We start from the raw sequence: 26,994 nt of genomic DNA, 5'->3' as shown, positions 1-26,994 counted from the left end.
AAAATATAATGAAATTTATTTTTCGAAGTGGTATCATATTAATGACACTACATCTTACTATGTTATTTCTTTTTGAGAATAACACAGCATCAAATAAAATACCATATCTTGATTTACCTACAGTAAATACTATTTTTGATTATGGTCAAATACATCATAAAACTTCAAGCAATTTTCCTAAACCTGCTCTCTGGGATGATGATTCAGAAATATTAACCAATACCCTACTTTCTACTGAATCTTATGTTACTACCTGCGGTGAATTTCCTGTTACCATAGAAGGAAGTTTTCCAGAAGCTATTACTTATACATGGGCAAGAGCAGATATTGGTACAACTAATTTTATAGACATTCCTGATCTTCAAAATATATTTCCTCTTTTAGATGCTAATTCAGAAGGAATTTATCAGTTAAGAGGATATGATAATACAGGTGCAGAAGTTTCGGGGTCTCCTTATGACTTAGTAGTGTATGATGTTTCTAATGCTATTATCTCTGTCGGATATGGTATTGAGGAAGAATCTTTTTCGGGTAGATACACCATTAGTTCAGAAATAGTTGCTTCTACAACTATTGAAGCTATAGGGCTCGATACTATTGAATATAGGCTAAACAGGGTTTTAAATAATCAAATACTAGAAGAATATAAGCCTTTTCAATCTTCGCCAGTTTTTTCAGATATTCCTCCTGGGGATTATTACATTACAGCAAGATATACAGATTGTCCAGATAGTGAAATTATATCTAATCTTATTATGATTTTAGGATATCCAAAATATTTTACGCCAAATGGAGACGGTTTTCATGATACCTGGAGTCTTATTAATATCGAGAATCAACCCTCTGCTTTAATCTATATATTTGACAGGTATGGTAAATTATTAATTCAATTAAGAGCTGGTGGCCCTGGTTGGGATGGTACTTATAATGGAAAAAACATGCCTTCTTCTGATTACTGGTTTAAAGTAGAGTTTAATGAACCCAGAGATCCAAATATGCGTAATAGAGTGTTTGCTGGTAACTTTTCATTAATACGATAATATCTTTATAAAAAATTAAACTAAACCGCGTAATAACATACCGAGTGTATTTGCCTGCTAAGCTAATCCTCTGTAAAAATCAAAAAAAACACTTAATTCATTGGTTAAAATACATTTATTCTACCTATTTGGCAATATATATATAATTAGGTTGTAACTAAATTTGTTATCCTTTTATTAACCAATAATGTATAAACTTAAATAATAATATATATAAGAAAAGCACAAAGTCAATAGATACTTTACATATATATAATTAAGATATTTTAAAAAACTAAAGTTTCCCCCTGGATTTTTATAGAATAGAATTGTATTAATGTAAACTAAGAATATAAATGAAACCTATTTTCCGCAGTGTCATTGTATTAATGATGCTTAGCTTCAACATATCATTTGCTCAAAGTAATCCTAGTGCTATACCATTTGATTATCATGTTGTAAAAGATAAAATGCAATATTTTGATTTATCTGCACTAAGTGATCTTTTTGATTACCACCAAATGAACGGTGGAAACGTAACAAATTACGTTAGAGAAATTCCTTGGCGTAATGGCCCCAATGGATCTCGTTCTAGTAGATCTGCTTTTTCTAGGTGGGTAATAGAATCACTCCCAACAAATGGAAAAATTTATCAAGATGGAGTTGAAATAACTTCTCCAGCCAGTTTAAGAAAATCAACTGGGTTTATATATGTCCCAAATTCTGGTTATACTGGTATTGATGAAATTAGTTATCATGCTGTAGAAACAACAGGCAAACCAAGTTCGAGTGCTAAAATTACATTTCATGTAAATGCTCCTAGTAGTTATAAAATGCCTCTTGGGTTTCCTAGAACCCAGTGGGGATTATTTATTGAACCACCAGCTGATCCACCAGAGTGGCCCAATGCCGAATCTCCTATTCATTGGTATATCGATCCAGATTGTAGTCCTTGTAGTACAGGAAAAGGGTATCCTGCTGCTCCCAGACGTAACCTACCTGGAAACAGAGCTAATATCCAAGCCGGAGCAAAAATAGTACTGGCAGGAACAAAAAGTAAATACCCAACCCGTAACAATGGTAGTAGCCATATTATCAACCTTAATGGAACAGCAAGCAAGCCTGTTTTTATAGTAGGAAAAGACAATGCCGCTATACAACCAACGATTGTTAATACTCCCTCCAGAAGTACTGCACGTCTAGAATTTAATGGTTCATATTTTGTAATTTCAGGAGTGCGTTTTGAAAATTTAAAAGTATCCCATCATAAGGATACTCCCTCAACCAATATTGTTGTTCGACACTCTGAAGTGTTTGGCCTTAGAACAATAAACGGACAGGCGATACGCATGGATGGCGGAAGAGGGTTATCAAGGGATATAGCTTTGTTTGCAGTCTCAATACATGATAATGGCTTTCGCGATGCTGCTGATGAAAATGATTTGCATGGTACGGGATTTGCGAAATGTGAGAATGGTATGATTCTCGATGCCTTATTCTCTGGAAACGCCGGGGATTCCTATCAGGGTCTTCAGCACAACCGTAATGGCTTAATTCGTATAGGGAGATTAAAAGGTCATAGTGAAGGTGAAAACTGTGTTGATATAAAAGCACATAAGGGAACATGGGTTGTTGATTGTGGTTGTTGGGATCAACGGGCCTCGGCTGGCGGTAATGGTCAACTATTTTTTCAAAATGATGATGATGCTAGTGAACAAGATCCAAATGGTAAGATTATCTTTCTTAACAACAGAGGCTGGGATACCAGTGGTGATGCAATGCAATCTGCAATACAAGGAGGTAGTCATTATATCGTAGGGAATCGATTATTTGGTTTACGTAGAGGTACAGGAGTCAATGTCGAAAACGGAGCAAGAGGTCGTACCCATATCTATTTTAATACCATATCTGACGTAAGATTTGGGATTAGAGTAATAAGACCCAATGGTGATTTTACACAAGTGGTAGGCAATGTAATTGATAAAGCTGATGTCAATGTTAAAATGGCTAAAAATGAAGTCAATCTTTTTGATTATAATTACTACACAGGAGATCCTGCAACCTTAAGATTTCAATGCTGTGGTAATGCCAGTCCCCAGGAACGTATCGGTATAGATGCCTGGAGAAGAACCTATGGGCATGACACTAATGGAGAAGCCGGAGTAATCCCTGATTTTAATTTAGCCAGTGTAGAGGATTTCTCATTACAACCTACTTCAGAATTGATTGATATCCTCACCCAGGACCAAGTAGACAGATTCATGCCCGGCATTAATGAAATGTTATCAGAAATGGGAATAGCCTTCCAAGATTGGAAAGGGGTAAATAGACCCTTCAATAGCAAATATGATATTGGTGCTGCAGAGTTTGGCACTCCTACTCCTCCTGATTCTTTCCCGATAGCTCAAAATGACCTTATTACTATTGATCCCGGTAGCGGACCTACCAACATAATGGTATTGTTAGATAATGGTAATGGACCTGATAGTTTTGGAGGAGATGGCCCCAATACAGGAAGTATTGTTTTTGGTTCAACCTCACCAACAGGAGGGGTAGCAATTATTAACGACAATGGCACCCCTACCGACCCTACAGATGACTTTATTACTTATACCCCAAATCCAGGGTTCGGTGGTATTGATACCTTTACATATATTATTACAGATGCAGATGGAGATATTGATGAAGCTACTGTTGTTATAACAGTAGATGATGATAAACCAGAAGCACAAGACGATGATATAACTATCCCGCAAGATAGTCCTGCTACAGATATTTTCATCTTAAATGATAATGGTAATGGCCCAGATAGTTTTGGGAAAAATGGCCCGAATTCGGCACCTATTATTTTGGGAGCAATACTCCCTGCTAATGGAACAGTAACCCATAATGATAATGGTACCCCTACTGACCCTACCGATGATTATTTTGAATACACTCCAAATGTCGGATTTAATGGGCCAGATCGGTTTAATTATATAATTACAGATAGTGATGGAGATACCGATACTGGTACCGTAACTATAAATGTTACTGCAACAATAAGAGTGTTGGATGCTATAGATGATACTTTTATTGTAGATGAAGATAATCCAGGAGTTACTCTCAATGTATTGGCTAATGACGATTTTGGAAGCAATGGCCCTAATACCGGAAGTATTATAGTGATTACTACACCAACAAATGGATCTGCTATTGTAGATAATGGTGGTACTCTCAATGACCCTACAGACGATCAGATTAACTATATACCCACTCCTAATTTTAATGGTACGGATAGTTTCACCTATCAAATCACAGATGCTCTCGGAAATACAGATATAGCAACTGTAACAATAACGGTAACTCCTGTGAATGATCTACCCGATGCTGTTGATGATATTGTTACTATAGATGAAGACAGTGGAGCAACTACTATAAATGTATTAGCTAATGATACCTTTGGAGGAGATGGGCCAGATATTGGACCCATTGATTTTGGTGCTATAGATCCTAAGAATGGAACAGCAGCCATCAATGATAATGCCACTCCGGATGACCCTACAGATGATACCGTTACCTATACTCCTTCTCCAAATTTTAATGGTACAGATAGATTTAGCTATAGTATTACTGATGCTAGTGGGGATATTGATGAAGCAATAGTAACAATAATAGTTACTCCTGTTAATGATCTACCCGATGCTGTAAATGATAGTGTTACTATAGATGAAGACAGTGGAACAACTACAATAAATGTACTGGTCAATGATAGTTTTGGAGGAGATGGGCCTGGTACTGTTCCTATTGCTCTGGTAATTTCACCTACAAATGGTACCGCTACTGTAAATGACAATAGCACCCCAGATAACCCTACAGATGACACTATTACCTATACCCCTTCTCCAGATTTTAATGGTACAGATACTTTTACCTATCAAATCACAGATGCTGATGGAGATACAGATATAGCAACAGTAACTATAACAGTTGCCCCTATTAATGACCTGCCTAATGCTGTAGATGATATTATTTTTATAGATGAAAACAGTGAAACAACTACAATAGATGTATTAATCAATGATAGTTTTGGTGGGGATGGGCCCGGCACTGTTCCAATTTCCCTAGTAACCCCAGCAACAAATGGGACCGCTATTGTAAATGATAACGGTACCCCCGACCCAACTGATGATACTATCGAATACACTCCTTTACCAAATTTTGCTGGTTTAGATAGTTTTATCTATCAAATCATAGATGCTAGTGGAGATGCTGACACAGCAACGGTAATCATAAATATAACTCGGGTAAATAGTAATCCTATAGCACAAAATGATGTTGTGATTTTTGAAATGAATAGTGGCCCTCAAATGATTAATGTACTGCAAGATAATGGTTATGGTAAAGATGATTTTGGAGATGTTGGCCCCAGTGATGAAGGGATTACCTTGGGAAGTACACTTCCTCTTAAAGGAGTTGCAATTCTTAATGACAATAATACCACGACTCCATTTGATGATTTTGTTATGTACACTTCATTTCCTGAAGCTTTTGGTGATGACATTTTTGACTATACCATTACCAACGCTATGGGAGAGATCGATAAAGCTGTAGTATATGTAAATATTACTAAAGAAACTTCTTTTCCTGTTGCTGTCATCACACCAAATCCTACTTCGGGTATAACACATATAGATTTTAGAGTAGAACGATCAGGAACATATCGTGTCTATGATTCAAAAGGAGCTAAAATTTATAACCTAAGAACTTTCACGAATCAACAACTAATAGAAATTGATCTTAGCGCACTAGCCAATGGAACCTATTATATCAATCTTCGTTTGGACTCGGGAGCAGCACCTACTTTTAAAGTGGTCAAAGAATAATCATTTAGATATATAAAGTAAGAAAATAGCTTTTTACAATTTTCTAGGCTATATCAATACAGGCACTTACTCCAAAACGTAAAAACCTTCAATTATGTATACACAATTTTTAAAAACTTTATTTATTCCGTTGCTTATTGGGATAAGTACCTTTACTATAAAAGTTCCTATTAATGAACAGTTAGAAGGGAGCAATCGAGATACTATCTGTGAAACAGCTACAGATGATATATGCCAAACAAGCACAATCAAAGCAAGTCGAAGCAGTATAAGAGCTGATAGAGAACTACCAATAGGTATCCCCACTCCTACTTTTGGGTGGAATTTTGACTCTAATGTCTCCCCAACCATTTATGTAGACAATACAAATCCAAATTGTAGTAATAGTGATGGCTCTGCTGCTCGACCTTTGTGTGACTTATTTAAAGGTCGAAGAACAGTTACTTTCAACGCAGGAGACGTGGTCGAAATTTCTGGTGGCCCTTATGATATCCCTAATAATGCTGTTATTAAATTAGAAGGAACCGCAAGTAACCCGGTAATCATAAAAGGATTAGGACAGATTCTTTTTGATGGTAGAGGTAATCGAAGAGATATCACTTGGGAAGGACAATATGCTATTGTTGAAAACTTGAAATTTTTTCATAAATCCCGCCACTCTATTACAGCAAATTTTTTCTCTTTTAGAAATGTAGAAGTATCCAACCCAATAAATGCGTTTATCGATTTTAACCCGGTAGTATCCATCTCTGGTCATGATGTACTTATACAGGATAGTAAGGTATATAACAATATCCGCAACAATGATAAAGATTCTCATGCATTTCAAGCTAGTTCTGGATCACATCATGTATGGATATTATATAATGAAACTTATAATAATAATGGAGACTCATTTCAAGCTTGTCACAAGTGTAATACCAATCCTCCTCATCATGTATACATAGGAGGAAACAAAATGCATAATGATCGCGAAAACGCTGTAGATCTGAAATCGGTTAGAGATGTGGTCGTTTCGCAAAATGTTTTCTATGGGTATCAATCTTCAGCTACATCAAATGGTGATGCTTGCGTTGTTGGTAGTACTGGTTTTAATGACGCCACCAATGAAGGCCCCAGAAACATCTATTTTTTGTATAATGAATTTCGTGATAGTACTACAGGTCTTCGTTGCGAAGGAACACAAGATGTATGGTTAATAGGCAACATTTTTAAAGATTTAGATGTGGGTGTACAAATTGACGCCAAAGAGCATCGTATTATCTCTATCATAAGCAATACATTTACAAGAATAAATAATGTAGGTATCAGAGCCTGGGGATGCGAACCTGATAACCTTTCGGTCATCAATAACTTATTTAAAGACGTTGGAGGAAGACAAGTTGATCTCACGGGTTGCGGTCCTTCTGTATTAACAGTGAACAACAATTTTGTAGAAGGAAGTCTTTCTATGCGCTTCGATGGTACACGATATGACAGTGCCAATGAGTTAAATCAAGATCCATTTGCTAAGGACAACCTAGAAGGAGATGCCAAACTTAATGTAAATCTAATGCCTCTAGATGGTTCTCCTGTAATTGATGCCGGGGCTCTCTTAACAAGTATCTATGATAAGTTTCGAGCAGATTTTGGAGAGGATATTGCAAAAGATTTTATAGGTACTTCCCGGCCTAGTGGAGTGGCAGAAGATATTGGTGCTTTCGAATTTAATGATGGGACACCTCCTAACAGTTCTCCAATTGCAAGAAACGATACCACAACCGTAGAACAAGACAGTAACGACAATCCTATCAATGTACTAAAAAATGACAATTTTGGTACAGATGGACCTAGTTCTGGAGCTATAACTTTGGTAAGTAACCCAACCAATGGCACTGCAACTGTTAATAACAATGGTACTCCAGACAATCCTACAGACGATACTATAAATTATACTCCCAAACCAGGGTTTAGTGGCTCAGATACGTTCTCTTATGAGATCATGGATGTGGATGGAGATAAAGACACCGCAAAAGTCACTATAACCGTAAACAGCACTCCTGTTGATGACATGCCTATAGCAAGAGATGATAATTTTGCTGTACAAAAAGACAGTAATGATAATGTTCTTAATGTAGTATCCAACGATAGTTTTGGGGCCAATGGGCACAACTCTAAACCAATAGTTATTGTTAGTGATCCCGCCAACGGTATTGCAACCGTTAATACCAATGGTACTAACACCCCTGAAGATGATACCATAAGATATACCCCTAATCCAGGATATACCGGTACAGATGGCTTAACCTATGAGATTACAGATAAGGATGGTGATAAAGATCAGGCAACAATAACCATAAAAGTGAGTATAGACCCACAACCCAATATCAAGGTAAGCGATATACAAATACAAATACAAAATGCTACTTGTCCCAGCGTAGCCAATGGTAGTTTTGAGATGACTATCGATCAAAATGTTTCTTATAATTTCAACCTTACCGTTACCGGAAGCTCTTTGAGTATACCAATACACACAACCATAAATAAAAACACTCCTTTTTCATTAGAAAAACTCGTAAAAAACTCTTATCAGGCATGCTTAACGATAGATAGCTACCCTGATTATGAGCAATGTTATGAGATAACTATCGCTGCTTATGAAGACCTTGTCGTAAAAGCACAAGGAATAAAAAATGAGACCAAAACTGTAGCCTACCAAGTCGCAGGAAGTAAGTCATATGAGGCCATAGTTAATAGAAAATCATACTTCTTTCTATTTGAAACTACAGCACCTCAAAATATTCAAATCCCATTACAGACAGGTATTAATCAAATACAAATAATGGGTAAATCAGATTGCCAGGGAATCTTTAAAGAAAGTATTGTTTTTGCTCCTATTGTTGCCTATCCTACCCTTGTAACTGATCAAATGTATGTTGAAGGATTATTGGGTACAACCCCTGTAACTGTGAGAATACTAAATCCAGCTGGGTTACTTGTGAAAAAAGTTACTTTACCTATACATAATGGAAAAGCAGAGGTCAGTTTTAACAATATCCCCAGTGGATTGTACTTTGTTTCTATTATAGCACCCAATAACCCAATAACAACTTTTAAAACAATTAAAAAATAAAAAATGAGATATCTAAATAAATTTTTAACCTTAATAGCTGTTTTAGTCTTTTTTTCATGCTCTGATGATGATGATGCTCCACCTCCGGTAGAGCCTATAGCAGTTGACCTAATCTTTCCGAATAATAATCAAATATGCCAGGAAGGAGAAATTGTAGGTTCTGATATGATTACTATTCCTTTTGAGTGGTCTGAAGATCTAAATGCTACCAGTTATAAACTAATAGTTACTAAACAGTCTTCTGGAGAAACCATAGAAACTGTAACAACAGATACTCTAACCTCTCTAGGGTTATCTCTTGGCACTCAATATAATTGGGCTGTATCATCTATTATAGATGGCAAAGAAGCTACTAGTGAAGTCTGGAATTTTTATACTCAGGGAAAAGTGATAACCACTCATGTTCCTTTTCCTGCAGAGATAACCATAAAAGATAATAATGATGGTTCTATTGATTTATCCTGGAACGCTGTAGATCTGGATGGAGATATAACACATTATGATATTTATTTATTAGATAAAAACCCGCCTGCTCTATATAAAGAAAATGAAACAGGAACCAGTATTAAAGCTATACCACTTATCTCTGGTAAATTGTACTATGTAGAAGTAGATGTTATAGATAGTGCTGGTAATAAGGCAAAATCAAAAACTAGCTTTACGGTAAAGTAAATAAATGAAAAAGAAGGTAGTGAATTTTTCAAGAACATAAGATTACTCCAACAAATGTGCTATTAAGGCTCTGATCAATTAATTGATCAGAGCCTTAATTTTTTGATCTAAATAATATCAATTGCGCTCAATGTGTCACACTGAGCCCCTGTCGAAGCAGGGCAAACACATTTAAGATTAATACATGTTAAAAAGAGGGCTTTTAATTATTCTTTGTGGGGTTTTGTCATTCCAACGTAGGCTCACTACTGTCCGGAATAAATCTACCAACTAAAATTCAATTGTTTTTTTATTAATAGTTGATCCTCTTTTTTCTGGCTGTGTTCATCATTTTTGATCAATGTAACGGGGACGAATAACAAAGCAGATAGCTTTTCTAAAAACAAGTAAAAAGGCATAGTATTTTCTTTGAGTTTTTGCAACTTTAAAGACAGTAAGTACGTTATTATAGCTGTATAAACTTGTGTTTTCACTGCGTTTAGGCTTGTTCCAATAAACCTTTTGATTTTTAAGTTTTGCTTTATCCACTTGAAAAACAATTCGATATCCCATCTTTTTTTGTAAAGGGAAGCAATCTCACCGGCGCTTTTGTTAAAATCATTGGTAGCTATGACCAAAGGTGTATTCTTATTATCTCTTTTAATTGTTATTTTCCTCAATGGAGCCGTGTATTGATTAATTTTCCCTCCCCGTGGAGTTTTATTTTTAAAAATAACTTTCTGATCAGCTAAAACAAGCTGCGTATCTGATTTGTTTATGGGAAGTTCTTCAATGATATGAGTAGCTGCATTCTTTTTAAACCTTGTGACAAAAAATGATTGTTTTTTATAGATTGAAAACCACCAATTATAATCGGTATAACCTTTATCAAAAACATATGTGGCATTGAGTTGTATAGGTAGCTCTCTCCCTATATTGATATCATTGATATTGGAAGCTGTTATATCAATATAAGTAGGGGTTGTTGTATGGGTATCATATAACATGTGAAGTTTTAAACACATTATCCTGTAATGATCTTTTACTAACAGAACTAAATCTTAGTACTAATAGTGCTTTAGAAAAGCTGATTGCTTAAGGCAATCGGTTAACTTTTTTAAATCTTAAAAATGGTGCTACTGCCAATTTAGAAAAGAATAATGTACTTATACAAAATAATGCGTCTACATTATGTATACAAGTAGATGACCCTTCTGCGTCTTATATTAACGACTGGACCAAAGATCCTGGAGCTCAATTTAAAAGTGTATGTGATTAAATTAAAAGGAAGTAGTCAAATGACTGACTTCATAGATACAAACTTTGAGGTAAAGCTAATTCATATAGCTAAGTAAATATTATTAAGCTTTCACAAAAAAGCGTTAAAACTGAGTCATTTTAACGCTTTTTTCTACTTTAAATGAATAGACTTAATACTATTTACACAAAAAGTACAATAGATTTTATTCGTTCATAAATCCATCGTTTATATTTTAAAAAACATTCAATTAAACGGCTATTAGTTGTTTTTTCAGGACATTAAACTTAGACATTATAGAGTCCTATGACTACCTTGCCCCATCTATTTTTTTCATCCCATCTATTTCAAACGATTATAATTTAGCACTCGGGACTATGAGAAGCCTCGTCGAGATAAATATATAGATACAGAAAGAAATTAATAGTAACAAATAGCTTCTAATATATAACCAAAAAGTACCAAGTATTACACATAAATTAAATAGAATTAAAAATCAAATTATGAAAAAAATATTATTAATAACATTTGTTACATTACTAGCGATATCTTGTGGATCAAAATCTAATGATGAAGCTATAAAAGGAAAGTGGGTTGCAAGTGATATCGAATATCAAATGGAAGGAGCTGATAAAGAAATGAAAGAGTTTGCTGATGTTATGAAAGAAGCACTTATAGGAAAAATGTCTTTCGAGTTCAAAGAAGATAAAACTTTTGTAGCTCTTATGCCTATGGGGAAAAAGGAAACAAAAGGAACTTGGAGTATCTCTGAAGATGGAAAAACACTCACCACAACAGATGAAAAGAAAAGTGAAGACATGACCATTGTGAATTTAGATAGCAGTAAATTGATTCTATCTAAAAAAGATCCGGAGGGGACTAGTACTATCACTTTCAAAAAAGAATAAGTTACAGGTAGTTTAGAAGCTATAGTATTATAGAATGATTTCCGTCAAATATTGATATTGGCGGAAATTTTTTTATCCTTCTGCTAAATCACTTTTAATCTTTTTTAATGAATTTTGAAGAATGAGTTGTAACCAATCATGGTTTTTTCTGCAGAAGTAAACGTACACTTGTATTAAAACCATACCACATACTTCTGGTAAACACCATTTAGAAATAGGTATTACGGGGATAATTCCAGTATAAAAACTAACATTATAATACTCCTTAGATGCTATAACAAAATATCTATATCAGTGCTTTTTTCTTTATACTGTTATAGAATAATTAATTATAAAAAACAGGTAACTCGTTTGGTTATATTAGCTTTTTTATAGCAAAATGTAAATTAATTGAGCTACTATATTTATCATTTTTGTATTCAAACCGAAATCCATCGTTTATATTCAAAAAAAAACTTGATTCAACGGCTAAAATCATTTTTTTTAGGGTATTTCACTTAGACATACCAGCACTATATAACTATTTTAGTACAGAATATATATGTTCGCTTCATGATATATTCAAATTGTATATCCGTTTAGATACTTAACTATTGTTTTTATAATCTTTTAAGTGGAAACAGTTTTCTGAAAGCATATTTTATAAACTAACAAGGGGTTAAAAATAGAGAACTTGCTTACCAGAGAGCTAAAACGGATATGCACATTTATTAAATTAAACCCGTTGTATATAAAATAATTGTTTCGAACAGTATTGATGTTTTTTATCAAAAAAATCTTTTGTGCTAGGTAGATGTCAAGAACAGTGTTTCTAGTAAGTTCTTTATTATCTAAACTTGATAACATTCATTAAGCTAACGAATTTTAATTAAAATGCACAACGGGTTATATGTATATAATAATAAAAAAGTTAGCTTTTGATAACTTCTTTTGTTTTGGTCGATGAAAAATAGTACTTTCAATAATCAATTGTTTATGAATAGAATGCAACCTACAGAACTTATTATAGCTTTGCAACATAAAAACCAAGCAGCTTTTAAAAGTATTTATGATATGTATTCTGAAAATGTCTTTGGTATTATTCATAATATATTAAGAGACCAAGTGTTATCTGAAGAAGTGTTACAGGATGTGTTTATAAAAATATGGAATAATGCAAATTCTTACTCTGAGAAAAAAGGACGGTTTTTTACCTGGATTCTTAATATAGCCCGTAATGCTGCCATTGATAAAACCCGTTCTAAAAATTTCAAGAACGCTTCGCAAAACCTTACTGCCGATTATTTCGTAGATATACTAGAAGACAAGACTAATTTTACCAGTAAAATAGATAGTATAGGAATTAAAAAATATATAGCCGCGTTAGAACCTCTTTGTATAAAAGTAATAGACTTGTTATTTTTTAAAGGATTTACACAAAAAGAGACTGCAGAAAAACTTGATATCCCTTTGGGAACAGTTAAAACGAGAAATAGAATTTGTATCAATAAACTAAAACAGGTATTAGAAGTATAGTACTACATGGATATTAAAGCATACATAACATCAGGTATTTTAGAACTATACGTTTATGGTTCGCTCTCTGAAAAAGAGAATACCGAAGTATATAAGATACTACAAAAATACCCTGAAGCAGTAAAAGAGGTAGATCGTATAGAAAAAGCTTTACATCAACTTTCTAGTGCAGCCGCTCCTACTTCTACAATACCAACATATACTAAAATTAAAAATCAAATTGAATCTGAGAATACCAGCGATGTAATCCCAATTACTCGAAAACGCAATAACATACCTACATATATCGGTTGGGCAGCATCTGTAGCTTTATTAATTGGATTATTTGTTCAGTTTAATAAGAACAGAACATTACAACAACAACTTGTAATCAATCAAACAGAAAAAATACTTTTAGAAGGAAAAATAAATGTTGCCGAAGAAGATCTTTCTAAAACTAAATCTTTATTAAGTGTATTGAGAAATAAAGATATTATACAAATTCCATTACGGGCACAACAGATTGATCCTACTGCTTATGCTGCTGTATATTGGGATAAAGATAAACAAACCGCTTATATCGATGTAGCGGGTCTACCAACTCCCCCACCAGGAAAAGTATATCAAGTATGGTCACTAAAACTTGATCCGTTAACACCTACTAGTATGGGGATATTGGATGAATTTAACAAAGATGATACTAAAATTTTCATGTTAAACAATCCTAACAAATCCGAAGCCTTTGGAATAACTCTAGAACCTGAAGGTGGTAGCGAATCTCCTACTATGGAGCAATTATACACATTGGGGACTGTAGCATCGTAATTCTAAGGCACTGATGTAAATCAACTAGTAAAAATTATAATTAGAGATATTTTCATTTATTATAATACTACCTATAGAAATCATACATTCAAAACCAAGAAAGGCACAATACTTTATACTTTGGTTTTGTATATTACAAAAAATATACTTCAGAAATCAAGTTTCTATGAATACAGATTGTACCGTACAATTTTAAGAAAAGAAGCTATATTAAAATGATGACTTCAAACAAAAATCATACACATAACCGTATCGAGAAAAAAACCACTAAAATCTAATGAACTGGCATTTATATATTTTATCCTTCATCTTCGGTATTGCCGGAGTTTTTCATCTAATTCGTCCTAAGGCATTCATGAGAATTATGCCTTTGTATATTCCTTATCATAAACTTTTGGTTTATGTAAGTGGTATTGCTGAAATTCTTGTGAGTTGCGGTTTATTATTTACAACAACCAAGACAGTTTCTGCCTGGAGTATAATTTTTATGCTCATTCTATTTTTTCCGGTTCATATACATATGCTTATACATAAAAAAGCGAGTTTAAATCTACCAAAATTTGTTTTAGTTACTAGATTATTACTACAATTTGGTTTGATTTATTGGGCCAATCTTTACCTTTAGTTTTTTGTTTATTTCAAATTAATGTAATGAAAAAGGCAAGGCAAACACATTTAAAAAAACTACTTTTACTTTAAGGGTAAAAGTTCAATTTGTATAGGTTTGATACCGTTTTTTTGATTGAAAATAGATTCCAGCCTACGCTGGAATGACAAAACCCTACAAAAAACAATTAAAAATCCTCTTTTTAATATGTATTGATCTTAAATATGCTTACCCTGCTTGAATAGAGCAATAAATGCTTCAACAAAAAATATTACAATACATTCCAATTGTTAATGGTATTAGCTCAACTAATATTCTGGTTAAGTACTCACTACAAAAAAAACCTAAATAAGAAAAGCCCGTTTGCGCCCCTGCAAACAAGCTTTTCTACACATCAAAAAACAAACAACAATTAATAAATTGAGGTTATTTTATAATTAATATCACTTATCACAATATTAATTTTCATACTTAAAAACTATATGTTATTCCTACCTTAGCAAAAAAAGGTGTACCGGGAGTAAAGTGTATTTCTTCTATGGGTTCAGATTCATTAAACAATCTGGATTCGGTAGCAAATTGTGTTTCGTTCCACTCACTGTTAAATAGGTTCTCTATAGTAAGTCCGATATTGAAATCATTCCATGTATAATTAACATTTGCATCAAAGATGGTGTAGCCCTTTGCTACAATACTATTGTCTTCATTTGCAGCTCGATCTCCTAAATATCGGTATCTAAGTCCACCAGAAAAGTTGTGTATCTTATCAAAACTAATTCCTCCTGCAGCTGTAAATTTTGGTGCTAATGGGATATGATCTCCTCCTTTAGGTGCATCCAAACTTCTGGATTTTGTATACGTAATATCTGTATCAAAATACAACCAATCCTTAATTTGATACCTAGCACTTAGATCTAGTCCTAATCTTCTTGTTTTACCACTCGGTTCTACAACACCTTCATCCCCGACATACACAAATTCCTGATCTAGTTTTAAGTACCAAAATGCCGTATTAAAAAATAGTCTTGAAAATGGTTTCCAGTTTAGCCCAACATCCATCGAATAAGCTTTAGGTAATATTTTTTCTCCTTGCTGTGCTACTACTACCCTAGTATCATTACCATGAAAACCAATTCCTGATTTTAAGAAAACATTCAGGTTATCTGTAGGGACATATGAAAATTGGAGTTTTGGAGTAAGAATGCTTTTTGTATTGGATTGAGTCTCATAATTCGATAAAAGTGCATCTTCATATATATATTTAAAATAATCTAATCGAAGCGCTGGTGTTATCTTTAGTTTTCCGAAGTCAAAAGCAGTTTCTACAAAGCCATATGCATTAGTTTCATTCACATTTCCTAAACTTATATTTTGCAGTATCTGGGTTCTATTACTCGTTCGGGACAATTCATTATCAGCAATAGCATCATTGCGAACCCCTATTCCTGCATTAATGTCAATATTAATATCATTCCACGAGAAAAATGATTTTAATTTGCTATTGAACCCAAAAATGTTACGCTCCTCTCTTTGTCTGATCTGGTCACCATTAATTGGGTCATTAAGAAAAAAAGTGAAATTAGAATACAATTCAAAATCATAATGAGTATAATAGGCATTGGTTTTGAGTGTTGTATTATCAGATATAAATTTGTTATAATTGATATTAAAATTTGTTCTTGATGTCTTACCTCCCTCGGTATCATCTATTGCGCCAAATCTGGTAATTAAACCCGACTCTACTGCTCTGGTTGGAACTTGTCCCGACGCATCCCACCTACTGGTAAAATGAGACCCTGATAAGGATATCTTATTGTTATCAGAAAGTTGCGTTGTATATTTTGTAGCTAGATTAATCCTGTTAAAATTCTGTTCAGACTCAAAAGGGCCATCACTTTCGAGATATTCTAGTGCCAAAATCATATCTTCTTTTGCCGAGGCTTCAAAAAGATTAAATAAACCAACCGTTCTAAAGGTATTGAAATCACCAGCCTCTATCTTGATTTGATTGCTCTTAAATCTTTCTTTAGTATAGAAAGAAACATATCCTGCAGTATTAAAGTTACCTTGATCTGCATAGTAAGAACCTTTACCCAAATCCACCTTACCTATAGTTTCGGGAATTACAAAATGAAGGTCTGCATATCCTTGGCCGTGGGCATGAGAAACCATATTTACCGGCATCCCGTCTACAGAAATGGCTATATCGGTACCATGATCTACATCAAAGCCCCTAAGAAATATTTGTTCTGCTTTTCCTCCTCCGGCATGTTGTCCTATAAATAAACCAGGTACCCTGCGAAGTACTTCCTGAGAAGAATTAACAGGATTTGTCTTCATATCCAGTCTAGTAATCAACTGTAATGGGTTTATTTCTTGTTTTACTATTAATTCGTCTAACTGAAATATCTTATCTTTTAATGTAATAGTCTGTTCTTTAGTAAAATCTTCTGCTCTAACCACTAATTGTTGGGTTTCGAACCCCAATAAACGAATGGTTAGTGTATCCCCAACAGAAACATTGTCTAAAAGAAACTTTCCGTTTTCGAGGGTATGTGTATGATTCTCTGATGTTGTGTTCAAAACATATACTCCATCCAGAGGATTAGTAAAAGTGTCTTGAATCTTACCTTTTATAGTTTGGCTTTGTACATAACCAAAACAAAAGATCATTAGTATATAAATATAGTACTTCATGGGTTTTGATTATAGTTCTTTTATACTTTTAGATAATACGGGGCCTAATTCATAACTACTCTCCAGTAGTTCTTCTTTTATAGATTTTACTTTGTCCAGTAAACCATTGGCTTTATAAATCTCTGCGATATGATAATTAGCTTCTGGTTCAAAAGTTTTATCAATGATATGCTCTTGTGCGATTTCTAATGCTTGTTTATAGTCTCCCTTAAGCGTAAGGATATATGCTTTTAAATCATAGGTTTCTGGCGTTGGTCGATTAGCAATCTCTCTTTCTGCAATCTGTAAAGCTTTATCAAATTCTTGGTGTTCTTCTGCCAGAAGTAATGCATTGTAGGCATTATACATATCGCCATACCTATGATCATCAACAGCCTCTTGATAGGCAGCAATATTTTGGTGTTTGTTTTTTTTGTTATTCTGAAATTCGGCAATTTCAGCTTTTAATAAGTAGTAATCTGGACTTTGATGGGTCTCTATCACGGCATCCATAATTCTTAACGCTTCTTCTGGGTTCTGCTCGTATGAATAGGCAATCCATGCAATTCCTTTTTTAGCATATCCATTTGAAGGATCTATTTCTAATGCTTTTAAATAATGGTTATATGAATCCTTGATTCTACCGGCATGACCATAATAATCTGCAATATTTGTGTACGACCACAGGATTAGATTTTGGTTTTTACTACTTTCTGCAATCGATTTTGCCTTTTCCATATAGCGTATTGTAGCATCCAGATTACCTTTATAATCATTCCATTTTGCCAATCGAATTAAAAAATTGTAATCACTTGTATTTGCAACACTCTCTAAATGCTTTTTTGCATCGTCATACTCTCCTAATTCCATAGTTACATCAAACAATACTAATCTTGATGCTCTATTAGGGTTTAATATAAAGGCGCCTTGTGCCGCTTTTTTTGCTTCATTAAATCGATGTTGAGAAATAAAATTTTGCGCTAATGCCAATAGGTAGCCTTCTTTTTTTATAGCAGCTACAGCTACAGATTTGAGAAGTAGCTGCTCTGCCTTTTTAAGCTGTTGTATATCTGCTGTATATTGAAATAGCTGTGAACAGACTCCTGCTGCACGAGACATAGCAAGAATTTGTGTACTATCTTCTGTTATTCTGTTATTCCAGAACTGTAGTTCTTTTATAGCCTGTTGAGCTTTTGGGTTTTCTTTTTTCTGAATATACGCTTCATAATCCTGAGGGCTGGTAATGATGTTTTTTGATTTCTGGCATGAAACAACAATGCATACCATAACCATTACATATATTATGTTTATTAATTTCATCTTTTTTGTTTTTTGAAGTTTTTGTATTCGAGGCAATTTTAGGATTGTCATAAAGAACGAAGTCGATGATACTTGGAATATAATACGGGGTAATTTCTCGACTTCGTTCGATTATGACTAGATAAGTAGGGGTTCTATTTTACATATGAGGCGCTTCTAAGTATGGGAATGAAGCCAAAGGAGTTTCTCCTGATGCATCTACTCCATCAGAAACCAAAATAGGAAGAAAACCTCCCGAACCATCAGGTTGACCATTAAACCGATCTCCATTATTTCCTCCAAATAAAAGGATCAAGGAAATATCTACAACATCATCTCTTAACTTTCGACCAGTAAGTACTACTGGATTATTAGGATCACTACCGTCAAAATATGTAGTTGGCCCATCTGGTGCTACTTGCAATACATCAGCAGCCAGAATAGTAGTTAATGTAACTGCATCCAGACCTAATATATTATTTTCATAAGCCACTCCAAAAGCTGAGTGCAATGCTACAGCGCGATCCAAAAACTTAGGCTGAAATTTTGATACCATCTCAGAAGGAATCGTAACATTAAAATCATTTTTATCACTAGAGTCTCCATTCAATACTGTGTTGATAGCGGCTCTTCCCATTTGATCTTCCTGAACAAATGTCCCAGAAAAATCCAACTGTACTGGTGGTGGGATTACTACTCCACCATCATCATCCTTATTACAACTACTTACTCCAATGGCGATTACAAGAGTGGCTACTATATATTTTATATTATTTAATTTCATCATGTTTGTATTTTTTAAAAAATTATCTTCTTATTATTGTTTTCTTTTTGCTTCTACCCAGGTGTTGAATACTTGTACTCCTGTTCCTGCAGGATGGTCAAAAGTTCCTCCTAACAATGTATTAGATACTTCTACTACAATGGATAATACATTGGTATTATCAAATGCATCTACCCCTGGATTGTTAAATCCACCTCCTGGTGCAGTAGATGTTCCTCCGATAACTGCATTAAATTGAGCAAAATCAAAGAAGAACGCATCTTCTCTTAAACCTGCAAAATAAGAGATCCCATTAGCAGTTGCCGTAGTTGCGTTTGCTCCTGTACTAATCTCTACCTGACCTAAATACTGAGTTTTGTCATCAATAGTACTGTTTAATCCTGTCGTACCTGGAGCATAAGGCCCAAAGAAATACATAATACCATCTCTAGGTATTGCTTGTATCACTAAATCTTCTACTAGATCTCCAGTATTATCAATGTTGAACTCTACTAACACATTTTCATCGAATTGTGCTGTAGCTCCCGGTGTTAAAAGCCCTTGCACATTTGCTACAAAAACGGTGTTGTCTGGGTTTGCTCCTTCAAAAGCATAAACATCTGTGATGTCTGCAGTACCCCCAGCAACAGCTGTAGCATCTAAATGATCAGCAGCCATTAATACTATTCCTATTGAAAGGAGGCCGCCAATGATAAACAAGTTTGTTTTTTTAATAATGTTCATTTTTTTTATTTTAAAAGTTTACAGCCATACTTACGAAGGTGATTAGCGTATGGTTTTTTCAGAAACGTTAAAAAATTGTTAAAATTAAATCATAAAGTATACACACTACTTACTGAAGTGGTTTAAACTTTTTTGGTTTAAGTGAAAAATAGTGGTTTTGTGTTCAGATGAAGTAATTTTTTAGTTGCATAGCAGAGCTACGGAAGTCAAAAATTGTGAAATATAGGCGCAAAAAGACATTTTTTTAGCAAATTGAAAAAAGTTTAAACCACTTCACTATATAAAGTAATAGGAAAACACGATTTCATCGAAAAAAACACTACTCCAAAGTTTATCCTTACTCTGTTTTCACTTCATTTCTAAAAATCCGTGGTTTTTTAACAAAAAAACGCATGGTATGCCTCTCTTCTTAGCTGTTTTTGGGATACTTTATTTAGATATAAATGAGCTGTTTAGCTACCTTTAGAAAAATAGAAACTATTCGTTTTACACTTCTCTGGATTAGACCTGTGTATCTCGTATTATAAAAATATTAATCTAAATATATTTCACAATGATTAAAAACATTTTAAACCTCAGAAACACTAAAGTTTTAAAAAAAGAAGAACAAAAACACATTAACGGTGGTTTTTCAAGTATTTGTCCAGAAATTAGAGAATGCATGTATGATCATGAATGTGAGCACTGTAATGCTACTTGTGGTGTAATAATTAATGGCACCCATGTACAAATCTGTACTTTCTAATATTGGATGGATTCAAAATTAACCCTGTTTTTAGTTTGATAAAAGCCTTGAGGTTTCCAAAATTTCTTCTTAATCACTGACACAAGCATCTCAGAATTTTAATTGATTAATTTCATGTGTTGTTTGAGTTTACTGAAAAAAACTTAAATGATGAAAATTTGGAAACCCTTAACACAAGAGATTATCGCTTATGGCCTTTTTGGAAATCGTACAAAACTACTTATCCAAATCATAGTTTTACCTTACCTCTTAAAAGTAAGCCAACATTAATACATTAACTTTTTAAATATTTACACAATGATTAAAAACATTTTAAACGTAGAAAAAATTAAAATTTTAAAAAAAGAAGAACAAAAATCTGTTAATGCCGGATCTTTTGCTTCTGATTGTTTGCCCGAAATTCGCCCATGCCGAAGCAATGAAGATTGCTGTACTACCTGTAATACAACTGGTATATTTAAAGGTTTATGTGCTTTTTAGTTAGTGAACTTATAGAACTAAACCAGTATCCATCTAACTATTAGCTACTATTCTTATGTCTACTGGTAGTTGAAAAGAATAATAAATTAACCTTCAAATATTCATACAATGATTAACAACATTTTAAACGTAGAAAAAATTAAAGTTTTAAAAAAAGAAGAGCAAAAATCTGTTAATGCCGGATCTTTATCATTTGATTGCATACCACAGATTATACCTTGTGATAGGCATAGTGATTGCTGCTCAGGAAAATGTCATCTTCACTGGGGCATATGTGCCTTTTAATGTAGAATAGTTCCCATTAAGAGAAATCATTTACAATGCATGAGTTTCTCTTAATGGTCTATTATTTTATACAAATCATTATTGAAGTGGTTTAAGAGAAAAGTAATCTTAACTAACAAAGTAATATTCTTCTCAAAAAAATCTAAGAAAATATTATATTATACTATGAAAACAGATAGCGTAACACAAGAGATTATATAGACACATACATTGTTTTTCAAATCACTATTATTTATGTCATTATAGCCTTAATTTTTACTAAAAATATAAAATCAACTTCGTGAAATAACCTTTCTGTAACTACTTTACCAGTCCAAGCAAAAACCATTTCAAAAAAGCTTGATTTTCCTGAAAAATTGCTGTTTTTCAGGAAACTACTCTTCATTATTTTCAAAACATAACCATAAATTTACAACAGAAAACACATCTCATTATTTTCATGATGTGATTCGAAATTATTATAACCAACTTAGAACATTAATGACAGATCTAGAAAATTGTTTTGTAAAGGCAAAAGAAAAAATTAACAAGTCAGAAATACTTTTTTACCATTTAGAAGAATACATAGAAGATAACAAAAAAGAGTATTCTCTAATCAGAGTTAAAGTATTTGACAATTGGAAAAGAGAAAAGTATCATAACGGTAGATGGTATCCAATTCAATATTTTAAAAGCTATTATCGCAATCAATGTCCCGGCATATTTATCAACGAAAAAGAAGCAGTAGAAATAATGATATTAATTGATCATCAAAAGCAAAAACAACTTTACAATAAAAAATGAAATGTTAGGAGCTAAAATTAGAAACAGAATTTTAATTACTTGAAGGTGTAAAATTCTCTGAACCCACAAAATACATTCTTCCTTATTATTCAAAACCTATATTGCCAAAAATAAAGCTTAAATACAACAAGCCAGGTATAAGGAATATTGTTGCTATTTATCAATCGCCTTAAAAATCCTTGAAAAAACACCTTAAAAAACTTAATTCAGCGGTTAAAAATCTATTTTTCAGTGATTTACCCCTTTTAAAACTTATAATATAATCATAAATTTATTGTATAAATACACTTTTATTATTTTCATGATGTGATCAAAAGCTTTCAAAAACTTATTTAGAATACTACAGATAAAACTATTATTTGCGATGAAAGAGGGAATTAACAAATTAGAAATACTTTTTTATCATTTAGAAGAATACTTTGTTGATGGTAAAAAAAAGTATTCATTGATTAGAGTAATTATAACCGATTCATGGAAAAAAGAAGAGTATCGTGCAGGTAAATGGCATCAATTTTATGGTACCACTAGTCACTATCCTGAATCACACCCTGGAGTTTTTATCGATGAAAAAAGAGCACTAGAAATAATAAGGTTAATTGATCTACAAGAACAAGAAGACAATACTACAAAAAAGACACCATTAAAATGATTATTTGTTTAAACTTCATTTTTTCATATATGCCATCTATTTATAATTAAAACATGCTCTAAGTTTAATGATGTATTTGAAATAGTTATCACAAAAAACCTAAATATTTTCTCAAATAAAAAACCAAAACAATTTATAGCTATTTAATAGCTTTCTACGATTTGGACAGGATATTTTATGTGCCTTTTATTAAATTATTCAAATTCTCGGTTTATTAACAAAAAAAACTTTAATTCATTGGTTTATAGCCATGTTTTTAGAGCTTCCTATTTAGAAGTAAGTACACTCTTTGACTAGTTTAGTATAGAGAATAAAGCTTTTTTATTTTCTACACATATTTATTAACACAAACACAGATCAAATGAAAAACACGAATGTATTACACCTCTATATAGGGGTACTCGTATTATTTTTTATGGTTTCTTGTACCAAAGATGAGGTTACAGAAACTACAGAGACAGAGCTAGAAGAAACTATGGTTGACCCTCTGGCAGATACGAAGCAAAAATTTACACAATTGGGCTATGATGCTCGTGATCTTTCTATTACAACTATTGCCAATCCCATTACTCGAGAGACAGAAAAATTGTATTTTTTGCAGAATGATTTAGCGTTCTCAATTGAGGGTTTAAAAATCCTCTTGGGCAATCAGGCTTCCAACCTTAACACAAAACAATTTTCAACAAACAGACTAGTTAAGGCACCTAGAAGGATTACAATTTTTGCTATGGATGCCCCGAACGATGATCGTTCTCTAGATCAAGATATGAGAGTTGCCCTAAATATTGCAGTAGGTGAATATAATAAACTTAATCTTTCTTTATCATTTACAATTAGATCTGGGTCCGACATAGATACTGCTACTGAAGATATAAAGGTGTTTGTTAACACGAATCTTCGTAACACTGATACTAGAGCATTTGTAACTAACCCAACTCCTGTTAACGGAAAGCCAGCTGATAATATAAATTTAAACCCAGATCTTTCTCAAACAAGCGTTTTGTTTACGGCTAAGATCATTATGCATGAAATAGGTCATACAATAGGTATAAGACATACCGATTGGTTTGATAGTTCAATCTCATGCCCCAAAGATAATGGAGAAACGGCATTACCCTTGGGAGCCAATATAATCCCAGGAACTTCTGGTTTTGACAATGTCGACTTAAATTCTATTTTTTTAAGCTGCTCAGTTGATGAAAGTGATACTAGATTTTTTAGTGATCTAGATAAGATAGCTTTACGAGAACTATATGGAAAACCCTTAATTGTTGTAGATCCAGCGTGCCCTACTATTGAAGCGGGCAGTGGAGGATTGCTGTCTGGCCATCATGTTTCTATTATATCTTCAGGTTATACTTGGACCTCCAAAATGATATTTGATAGACATGTGTTTCCATGGGCATTCTCAAAAGATGAAAATCACTCCAGGCTTGGTGGTTTAAAAGTATCTATTAATCCTTGGAGAAATTGTGGCACTGCCGGACCAAGATCAGCAACGTTAAAATTAACATTTACTTCTAACTATGACCCAAACGATGTACAAATTCGTAGTGTACCTATAACCCAATCTTGCGATATAGGTGGCCCTGGTCACAATTAATCAATGAAACACATCATTCTTTATAGTATTCTATAGGATACTCCAATTTTTTGTTTAGTTAAGGATACGATTTTAAAATTCCATGTCACATTGAGCCCTTCGATAGACTCAGGACAAGGACAGGCTTGTTGAAATGCTTTTTCAAATGTCTTCGACAGGTTTATCCTAAGTTTCTATCGAAGGGCTCAGGCTAACAATTATAAGCTTAACTAAATGAGATTGATGATATCCTCACAGGTCTTAAGGATTTGTGAGGTTTCTTTACTAGTTTTTTCGACTCCCTTCAAACCCCTTGTTTATTAACACAAAAAAACTTTAATTCATTGGTTTACGCCCCTGTTTTCAGAGTTTCTTATTTAGAAGTAAGTACACTCTTTGACTAGTTTAGTATAGAGAATAAAGCTTTTTTATTTTCTACACATATTTATAAACATAAACACAAATCAAATGAAAAAAATGAATGTATTACACCTCTATATAGGGGTACTAGTATTATTTTTTATGGTTTCTTGTAGTAAAGATGATACTATAGAAACAGAAACCATAGAATTAGAACAAACCACAACAGTAGATGCTAAGGCTGCATTTACCTATGAATTAAAAACAGATGAAATCGTAGTAAAAGAAGAAACAGAGTTATCTCTTGTATTTGGCTCATTACGAGATTTTAAGGTATTTACTGGGGAAAGTAGAGATCCTAATTTCGAGTCTCTTAGAATTGTAAATGATCCTGTTGCTCCATGGGCAGAAGGCTTTCAAACACAAAGTAACAAAAAATCTTTTACTCTAAGGATAGCTAGGTATAGTGGATCAAATCTACCACGGAAGATAACTCTTATAGCTCAATATCTCGGTGCCAGTAGCGAGTTACTTCATAGTAAGTTAATTCATATAACGCAATTACCTCCACCACAATTTAGTGTATCTCCAGATTGCCCTACTATAGAGGCAGGTAGTGGGGGATTAGTACCTGGTCATCGAGTTCTTATTACGTCTATAGGTTATACATGGACCTCTAAAATTATATTTAAAAGAAATGTATCTCCATGGGCATTCACAAACGATGAAGTTCACTCCAAATTTGGAAGTTTAAGAGTACTTATCAATCCTTGGAGGAATTGCGCTAGAGAAGGAGCAAGATCAGCAAGATTAGAAGTACGAGGTGTTAATAATAATAATCCAAACGATGTACAAATTCGCAGTATACCTATAACTCAATCTTGCGATACAGGTGGCCCTGGTCACAATTAATCAATTAAGCACGTGAATCTTTATAGTATTCTATAGGATTCCCTAATTTTTTGTTTAGTTAAGGATAAGGTTTAAAATTTCATATCACATTGAGCCCTTCGATAGACTCAGGACAAGGACAGGCTTGTTGAAATGCTTTTTCAAATGTCTTCGACAGGTTTATCCTAAGTTTCTATCGAAGGGCTCAGGCTAACAATTATAAGCTTAACTAAATGAGATTGATGATATCCTCACAGGTCTTAAGGATTTGTGAGGTTTCTTTACTTGTTTTTTCGACTTCCTTCAAAACCCGCGTTTATTAACACAAAAAACTTTAATCCATTGATTTATAACCATGTTTTTAGAGCTTCGTATTTAGAAGTAATTGCACTATATTCTAAATCAAAATATTATTTTTGTAATCTCCCTTTCTTATAACAAGTATAAAGTACTCCATAACATATAATACCATCTAGAGAATGAATCTACATATAAAAAAAGCTGAATTAAAAAACAAAGACGAGCTGTTACAGCTCTACAAAAAAACAGCAGAGGTTGATGATGGGATTATTCGTAATACAAATGAAATTAATCTAGAGTATATTTCTCAGTTTTTAGAAAATTCTATCAACAATGGGCATATTTTAATTGCGCTTATGCATCACAAGATTGTTGGCGAAATTCATGCATATACGCCTAGTATTTATGCTTTTCAGCACATATTAACAGATGTAACCATAGTAGTTGACCCAAATCATCAGGGAAAAGGAATTGGACGAAAATTATTTGAACAATTTTTAGAGGATGTAAAAACAGACCTAACTCATATCTTTCGGGTCGAATTATATACCAGAGAACACAATGATCGAAATGTAAGATTTTATAAAAGTCTTGGTTTTATTAATGAAGGAAGACAAAAGGATAAAATATTTATTTCGAACTCAAAATTTGAAACTCCACTACACATGGCTTGGTTCAATCCTAATTATAAATAGAAA

At 33.3% G+C, this 26,994-nt stretch carries 19 protein-coding genes; 14 read left to right on the top strand and 5 right to left on the bottom strand.

Annotated features, from left to right (window positions below):
- The first annotated feature begins 8 nt into the window (after positions 1–8).
- From DK441_RS21415 to DK441_RS21400, 4 genes are all read left to right on the top strand, one after another.
- Complete coding sequence (locus DK441_RS21415; RefSeq protein WP_109852572.1) at positions 9–1,040, top strand: T9SS type B sorting domain-containing protein; 1,032 nt, start codon at positions 9–11, stop codon at positions 1,038–1,040.
- Positions 1,041–1,375: 335 nt separating this feature from the next.
- Complete coding sequence (locus tag DK441_RS21410; RefSeq protein ID WP_109852570.1) at positions 1,376–5,884, top strand: Ig-like domain-containing protein; 4,509 nt, start codon at positions 1,376–1,378, stop codon at positions 5,882–5,884.
- 94 nt (positions 5,885–5,978) lie between these two features.
- On the top strand, positions 5,979–8,996 hold the full coding sequence (locus DK441_RS21405; protein WP_109852567.1) for an Ig-like domain-containing protein: 3,018 nt from the start codon (positions 5,979–5,981) through the stop codon (positions 8,994–8,996).
- A 3-nt stretch (positions 8,997–8,999) separates the two neighbouring features.
- Entirely contained in the window at positions 9,000–9,668 is a 669-nt protein-coding gene (locus tag DK441_RS21400) for a fibronectin type III domain-containing protein (protein WP_109852565.1), read from the top strand.
- Between the two features lie 263 nt (positions 9,669–9,931).
- On the opposite strand, the gene DK441_RS21395 is transcribed toward DK441_RS21400, so the two are convergent.
- Complete coding sequence (locus tag DK441_RS21395) at positions 9,932–10,672, bottom strand: IS4 family transposase (protein ID WP_109852563.1); 741 nt, start codon at positions 10,670–10,672, stop codon at positions 9,932–9,934.
- 736 nt (positions 10,673–11,408) lie between these two features.
- Here DK441_RS21395 and DK441_RS21390 point away from each other — a divergent pair.
- The 4 genes from DK441_RS21390 (at position 11,409) to DK441_RS21375 (ending at position 14,757) form a co-directional block, all read left to right on the top strand.
- The gene (locus DK441_RS21390) at positions 11,409–11,813 is read left to right on the top strand and encodes a lipocalin family protein (protein ID WP_109852561.1); all 405 of its coding nucleotides are present in this window, start codon (positions 11,409–11,411) and stop codon (positions 11,811–11,813) included.
- Positions 11,814–12,797: 984 nt separating this feature from the next.
- The gene (locus tag DK441_RS21385) at positions 12,798–13,328 is read left to right on the top strand and encodes an RNA polymerase sigma factor (RefSeq protein WP_109853599.1); all 531 of its coding nucleotides are present in this window, start codon (positions 12,798–12,800) and stop codon (positions 13,326–13,328) included.
- A 6-nt stretch (positions 13,329–13,334) separates the two neighbouring features.
- Complete coding sequence (locus DK441_RS21380; protein ID WP_109852559.1) at positions 13,335–14,132, top strand: anti-sigma factor domain-containing protein; 798 nt, start codon at positions 13,335–13,337, stop codon at positions 14,130–14,132.
- Positions 14,133–14,409: 277 nt separating this feature from the next.
- Positions 14,410–14,757, top strand: coding sequence for a hypothetical protein (locus DK441_RS21375; RefSeq protein WP_109852557.1), 348 nt, complete (start codon positions 14,410–14,412; stop codon positions 14,755–14,757).
- Positions 14,758–15,210: 453 nt separating this feature from the next.
- Here DK441_RS21375 and DK441_RS21370 read toward each other — a convergent pair whose 3' ends face one another.
- The 4 genes from DK441_RS21370 to DK441_RS21355 all read right to left on the bottom strand — a co-directional run bounded on the left by DK441_RS21370 (position 15,211) and on the right by DK441_RS21355 (position 20,212).
- Complete coding sequence (locus DK441_RS21370) at positions 15,211–17,436, bottom strand: TonB-dependent receptor domain-containing protein (protein ID WP_109852554.1); 2,226 nt, start codon at positions 17,434–17,436, stop codon at positions 15,211–15,213.
- 9 nt (positions 17,437–17,445) lie between these two features.
- On the bottom strand, positions 17,446–18,735 hold the full coding sequence (locus DK441_RS21365; protein WP_109853598.1) for a cell surface protein: 1,290 nt from the start codon (positions 18,733–18,735) through the stop codon (positions 17,446–17,448).
- Between the two features lie 139 nt (positions 18,736–18,874).
- Complete coding sequence (locus tag DK441_RS21360) at positions 18,875–19,501, bottom strand: hypothetical protein (protein ID WP_370444334.1); 627 nt, start codon at positions 19,499–19,501, stop codon at positions 18,875–18,877.
- Between the two features lie 30 nt (positions 19,502–19,531).
- A complete protein-coding gene (locus tag DK441_RS21355; RefSeq protein WP_109853597.1) occupies positions 19,532–20,212 on the bottom strand; it encodes a DUF4331 family protein in 681 nt (226 codons plus the stop codon).
- Positions 20,213–21,263: 1,051 nt separating this feature from the next.
- Between DK441_RS21355 and DK441_RS21350 the strand changes: the two genes are divergently transcribed.
- The 6 genes from DK441_RS21350 to DK441_RS21325 all read left to right on the top strand — a co-directional run bounded on the left by DK441_RS21350 (position 21,264) and on the right by DK441_RS21325 (position 26,991).
- Complete coding sequence (locus DK441_RS21350) at positions 21,264–21,446, top strand: hypothetical protein (protein WP_025667074.1); 183 nt, start codon at positions 21,264–21,266, stop codon at positions 21,444–21,446.
- Positions 21,447–22,211: 765 nt separating this feature from the next.
- Entirely contained in the window at positions 22,212–22,514 is a 303-nt protein-coding gene (locus tag DK441_RS21345; RefSeq protein WP_109852551.1) for a hypothetical protein, read from the top strand.
- A 364-nt stretch (positions 22,515–22,878) separates the two neighbouring features.
- Positions 22,879–23,163, top strand: coding sequence for a hypothetical protein (locus tag DK441_RS21340; protein ID WP_109852549.1), 285 nt, complete (start codon positions 22,879–22,881; stop codon positions 23,161–23,163).
- A gap of 361 nt (positions 23,164–23,524) precedes the next feature.
- Positions 23,525–24,766: a M57 family metalloprotease gene (locus DK441_RS21335; RefSeq protein ID WP_109852548.1), complete on the top strand. Its 1,242-nt coding sequence runs from the start codon at positions 23,525–23,527 to the stop codon at positions 24,764–24,766.
- A 447-nt stretch (positions 24,767–25,213) separates the two neighbouring features.
- On the top strand, positions 25,214–26,017 hold the full coding sequence (locus DK441_RS21330; protein ID WP_109852546.1) for a hypothetical protein: 804 nt from the start codon (positions 25,214–25,216) through the stop codon (positions 26,015–26,017).
- A 458-nt stretch (positions 26,018–26,475) separates the two neighbouring features.
- Positions 26,476–26,991, top strand: coding sequence for a GNAT family N-acetyltransferase (locus DK441_RS21325; protein ID WP_109852544.1), 516 nt, complete (start codon positions 26,476–26,478; stop codon positions 26,989–26,991).
- Positions 26,992–26,994 lie beyond the last annotated feature (3 nt).

Origin of the sequence: Aquimarina sp. AU58 (assembly GCF_900312745.1) — a bacterium.
Lineage (GTDB): Bacteria > Bacteroidota > Bacteroidia > Flavobacteriales > Flavobacteriaceae > Aquimarina > Aquimarina spinulae.
The sequence above is the reverse complement of the archived record's forward strand: the minus strand, read 5'-3'. Positions and strand labels throughout refer to the sequence as shown.

Bases quoted from the DNA above. Each gene is read 5' to 3' on its own strand.
- DK441_RS21415 (WP_109852572.1), top strand. From the start codon at position 9: ATGAAATTTATTTTTCGAAGTGGTATCATATTAATGACACTACATCTT.
- DK441_RS21410 (WP_109852570.1), top strand. From the start codon at position 1,376: ATGAAACCTATTTTCCGCAGTGTCATTGTATTAATGATGCTTAGCTTC.
- DK441_RS21405 (WP_109852567.1), top strand. From the start codon at position 5,979: ATGTATACACAATTTTTAAAAACTTTATTTATTCCGTTGCTTATTGGG.
- DK441_RS21400 (WP_109852565.1), top strand. From the start codon at position 9,000: ATGAGATATCTAAATAAATTTTTAACCTTAATAGCTGTTTTAGTCTTT.
- DK441_RS21395 (WP_109852563.1), bottom strand. From the start codon at position 10,672: ATGTGTTTAAAACTTCACATGTTATATGATACCCATACAACAACCCCT.
- DK441_RS21390 (WP_109852561.1), top strand. From the start codon at position 11,409: ATGAAAAAAATATTATTAATAACATTTGTTACATTACTAGCGATATCT.
- DK441_RS21385 (WP_109853599.1), top strand. From the start codon at position 12,798: ATGCAACCTACAGAACTTATTATAGCTTTGCAACATAAAAACCAAGCA.
- DK441_RS21380 (WP_109852559.1), top strand. From the start codon at position 13,335: ATGGATATTAAAGCATACATAACATCAGGTATTTTAGAACTATACGTT.
- DK441_RS21375 (WP_109852557.1), top strand. From the start codon at position 14,410: ATGAACTGGCATTTATATATTTTATCCTTCATCTTCGGTATTGCCGGA.
- DK441_RS21370 (WP_109852554.1), bottom strand. From the start codon at position 17,436: ATGAAGTACTATATTTATATACTAATGATCTTTTGTTTTGGTTATGTA.
- DK441_RS21365 (WP_109853598.1), bottom strand. From the start codon at position 18,735: ATGAAATTAATAAACATAATATATGTAATGGTTATGGTATGCATTGTT.
- DK441_RS21360 (WP_370444334.1), bottom strand. From the start codon at position 19,501: ATGATGAAATTAAATAATATAAAATATATAGTAGCCACTCTTGTAATC.
- DK441_RS21350 (WP_025667074.1), top strand. From the start codon at position 21,264: ATGATTAAAAACATTTTAAACGTAGAAAAAATTAAAATTTTAAAAAAA.
- DK441_RS21345 (WP_109852551.1), top strand. From the start codon at position 22,212: ATGACAGATCTAGAAAATTGTTTTGTAAAGGCAAAAGAAAAAATTAAC.
- DK441_RS21340 (WP_109852549.1), top strand. From the start codon at position 22,879: ATGAAAGAGGGAATTAACAAATTAGAAATACTTTTTTATCATTTAGAA.
- DK441_RS21335 (WP_109852548.1), top strand. From the start codon at position 23,525: ATGAAAAACACGAATGTATTACACCTCTATATAGGGGTACTCGTATTA.
- DK441_RS21330 (WP_109852546.1), top strand. From the start codon at position 25,214: ATGAAAAAAATGAATGTATTACACCTCTATATAGGGGTACTAGTATTA.
- DK441_RS21325 (WP_109852544.1), top strand. From the start codon at position 26,476: ATGAATCTACATATAAAAAAAGCTGAATTAAAAAACAAAGACGAGCTG.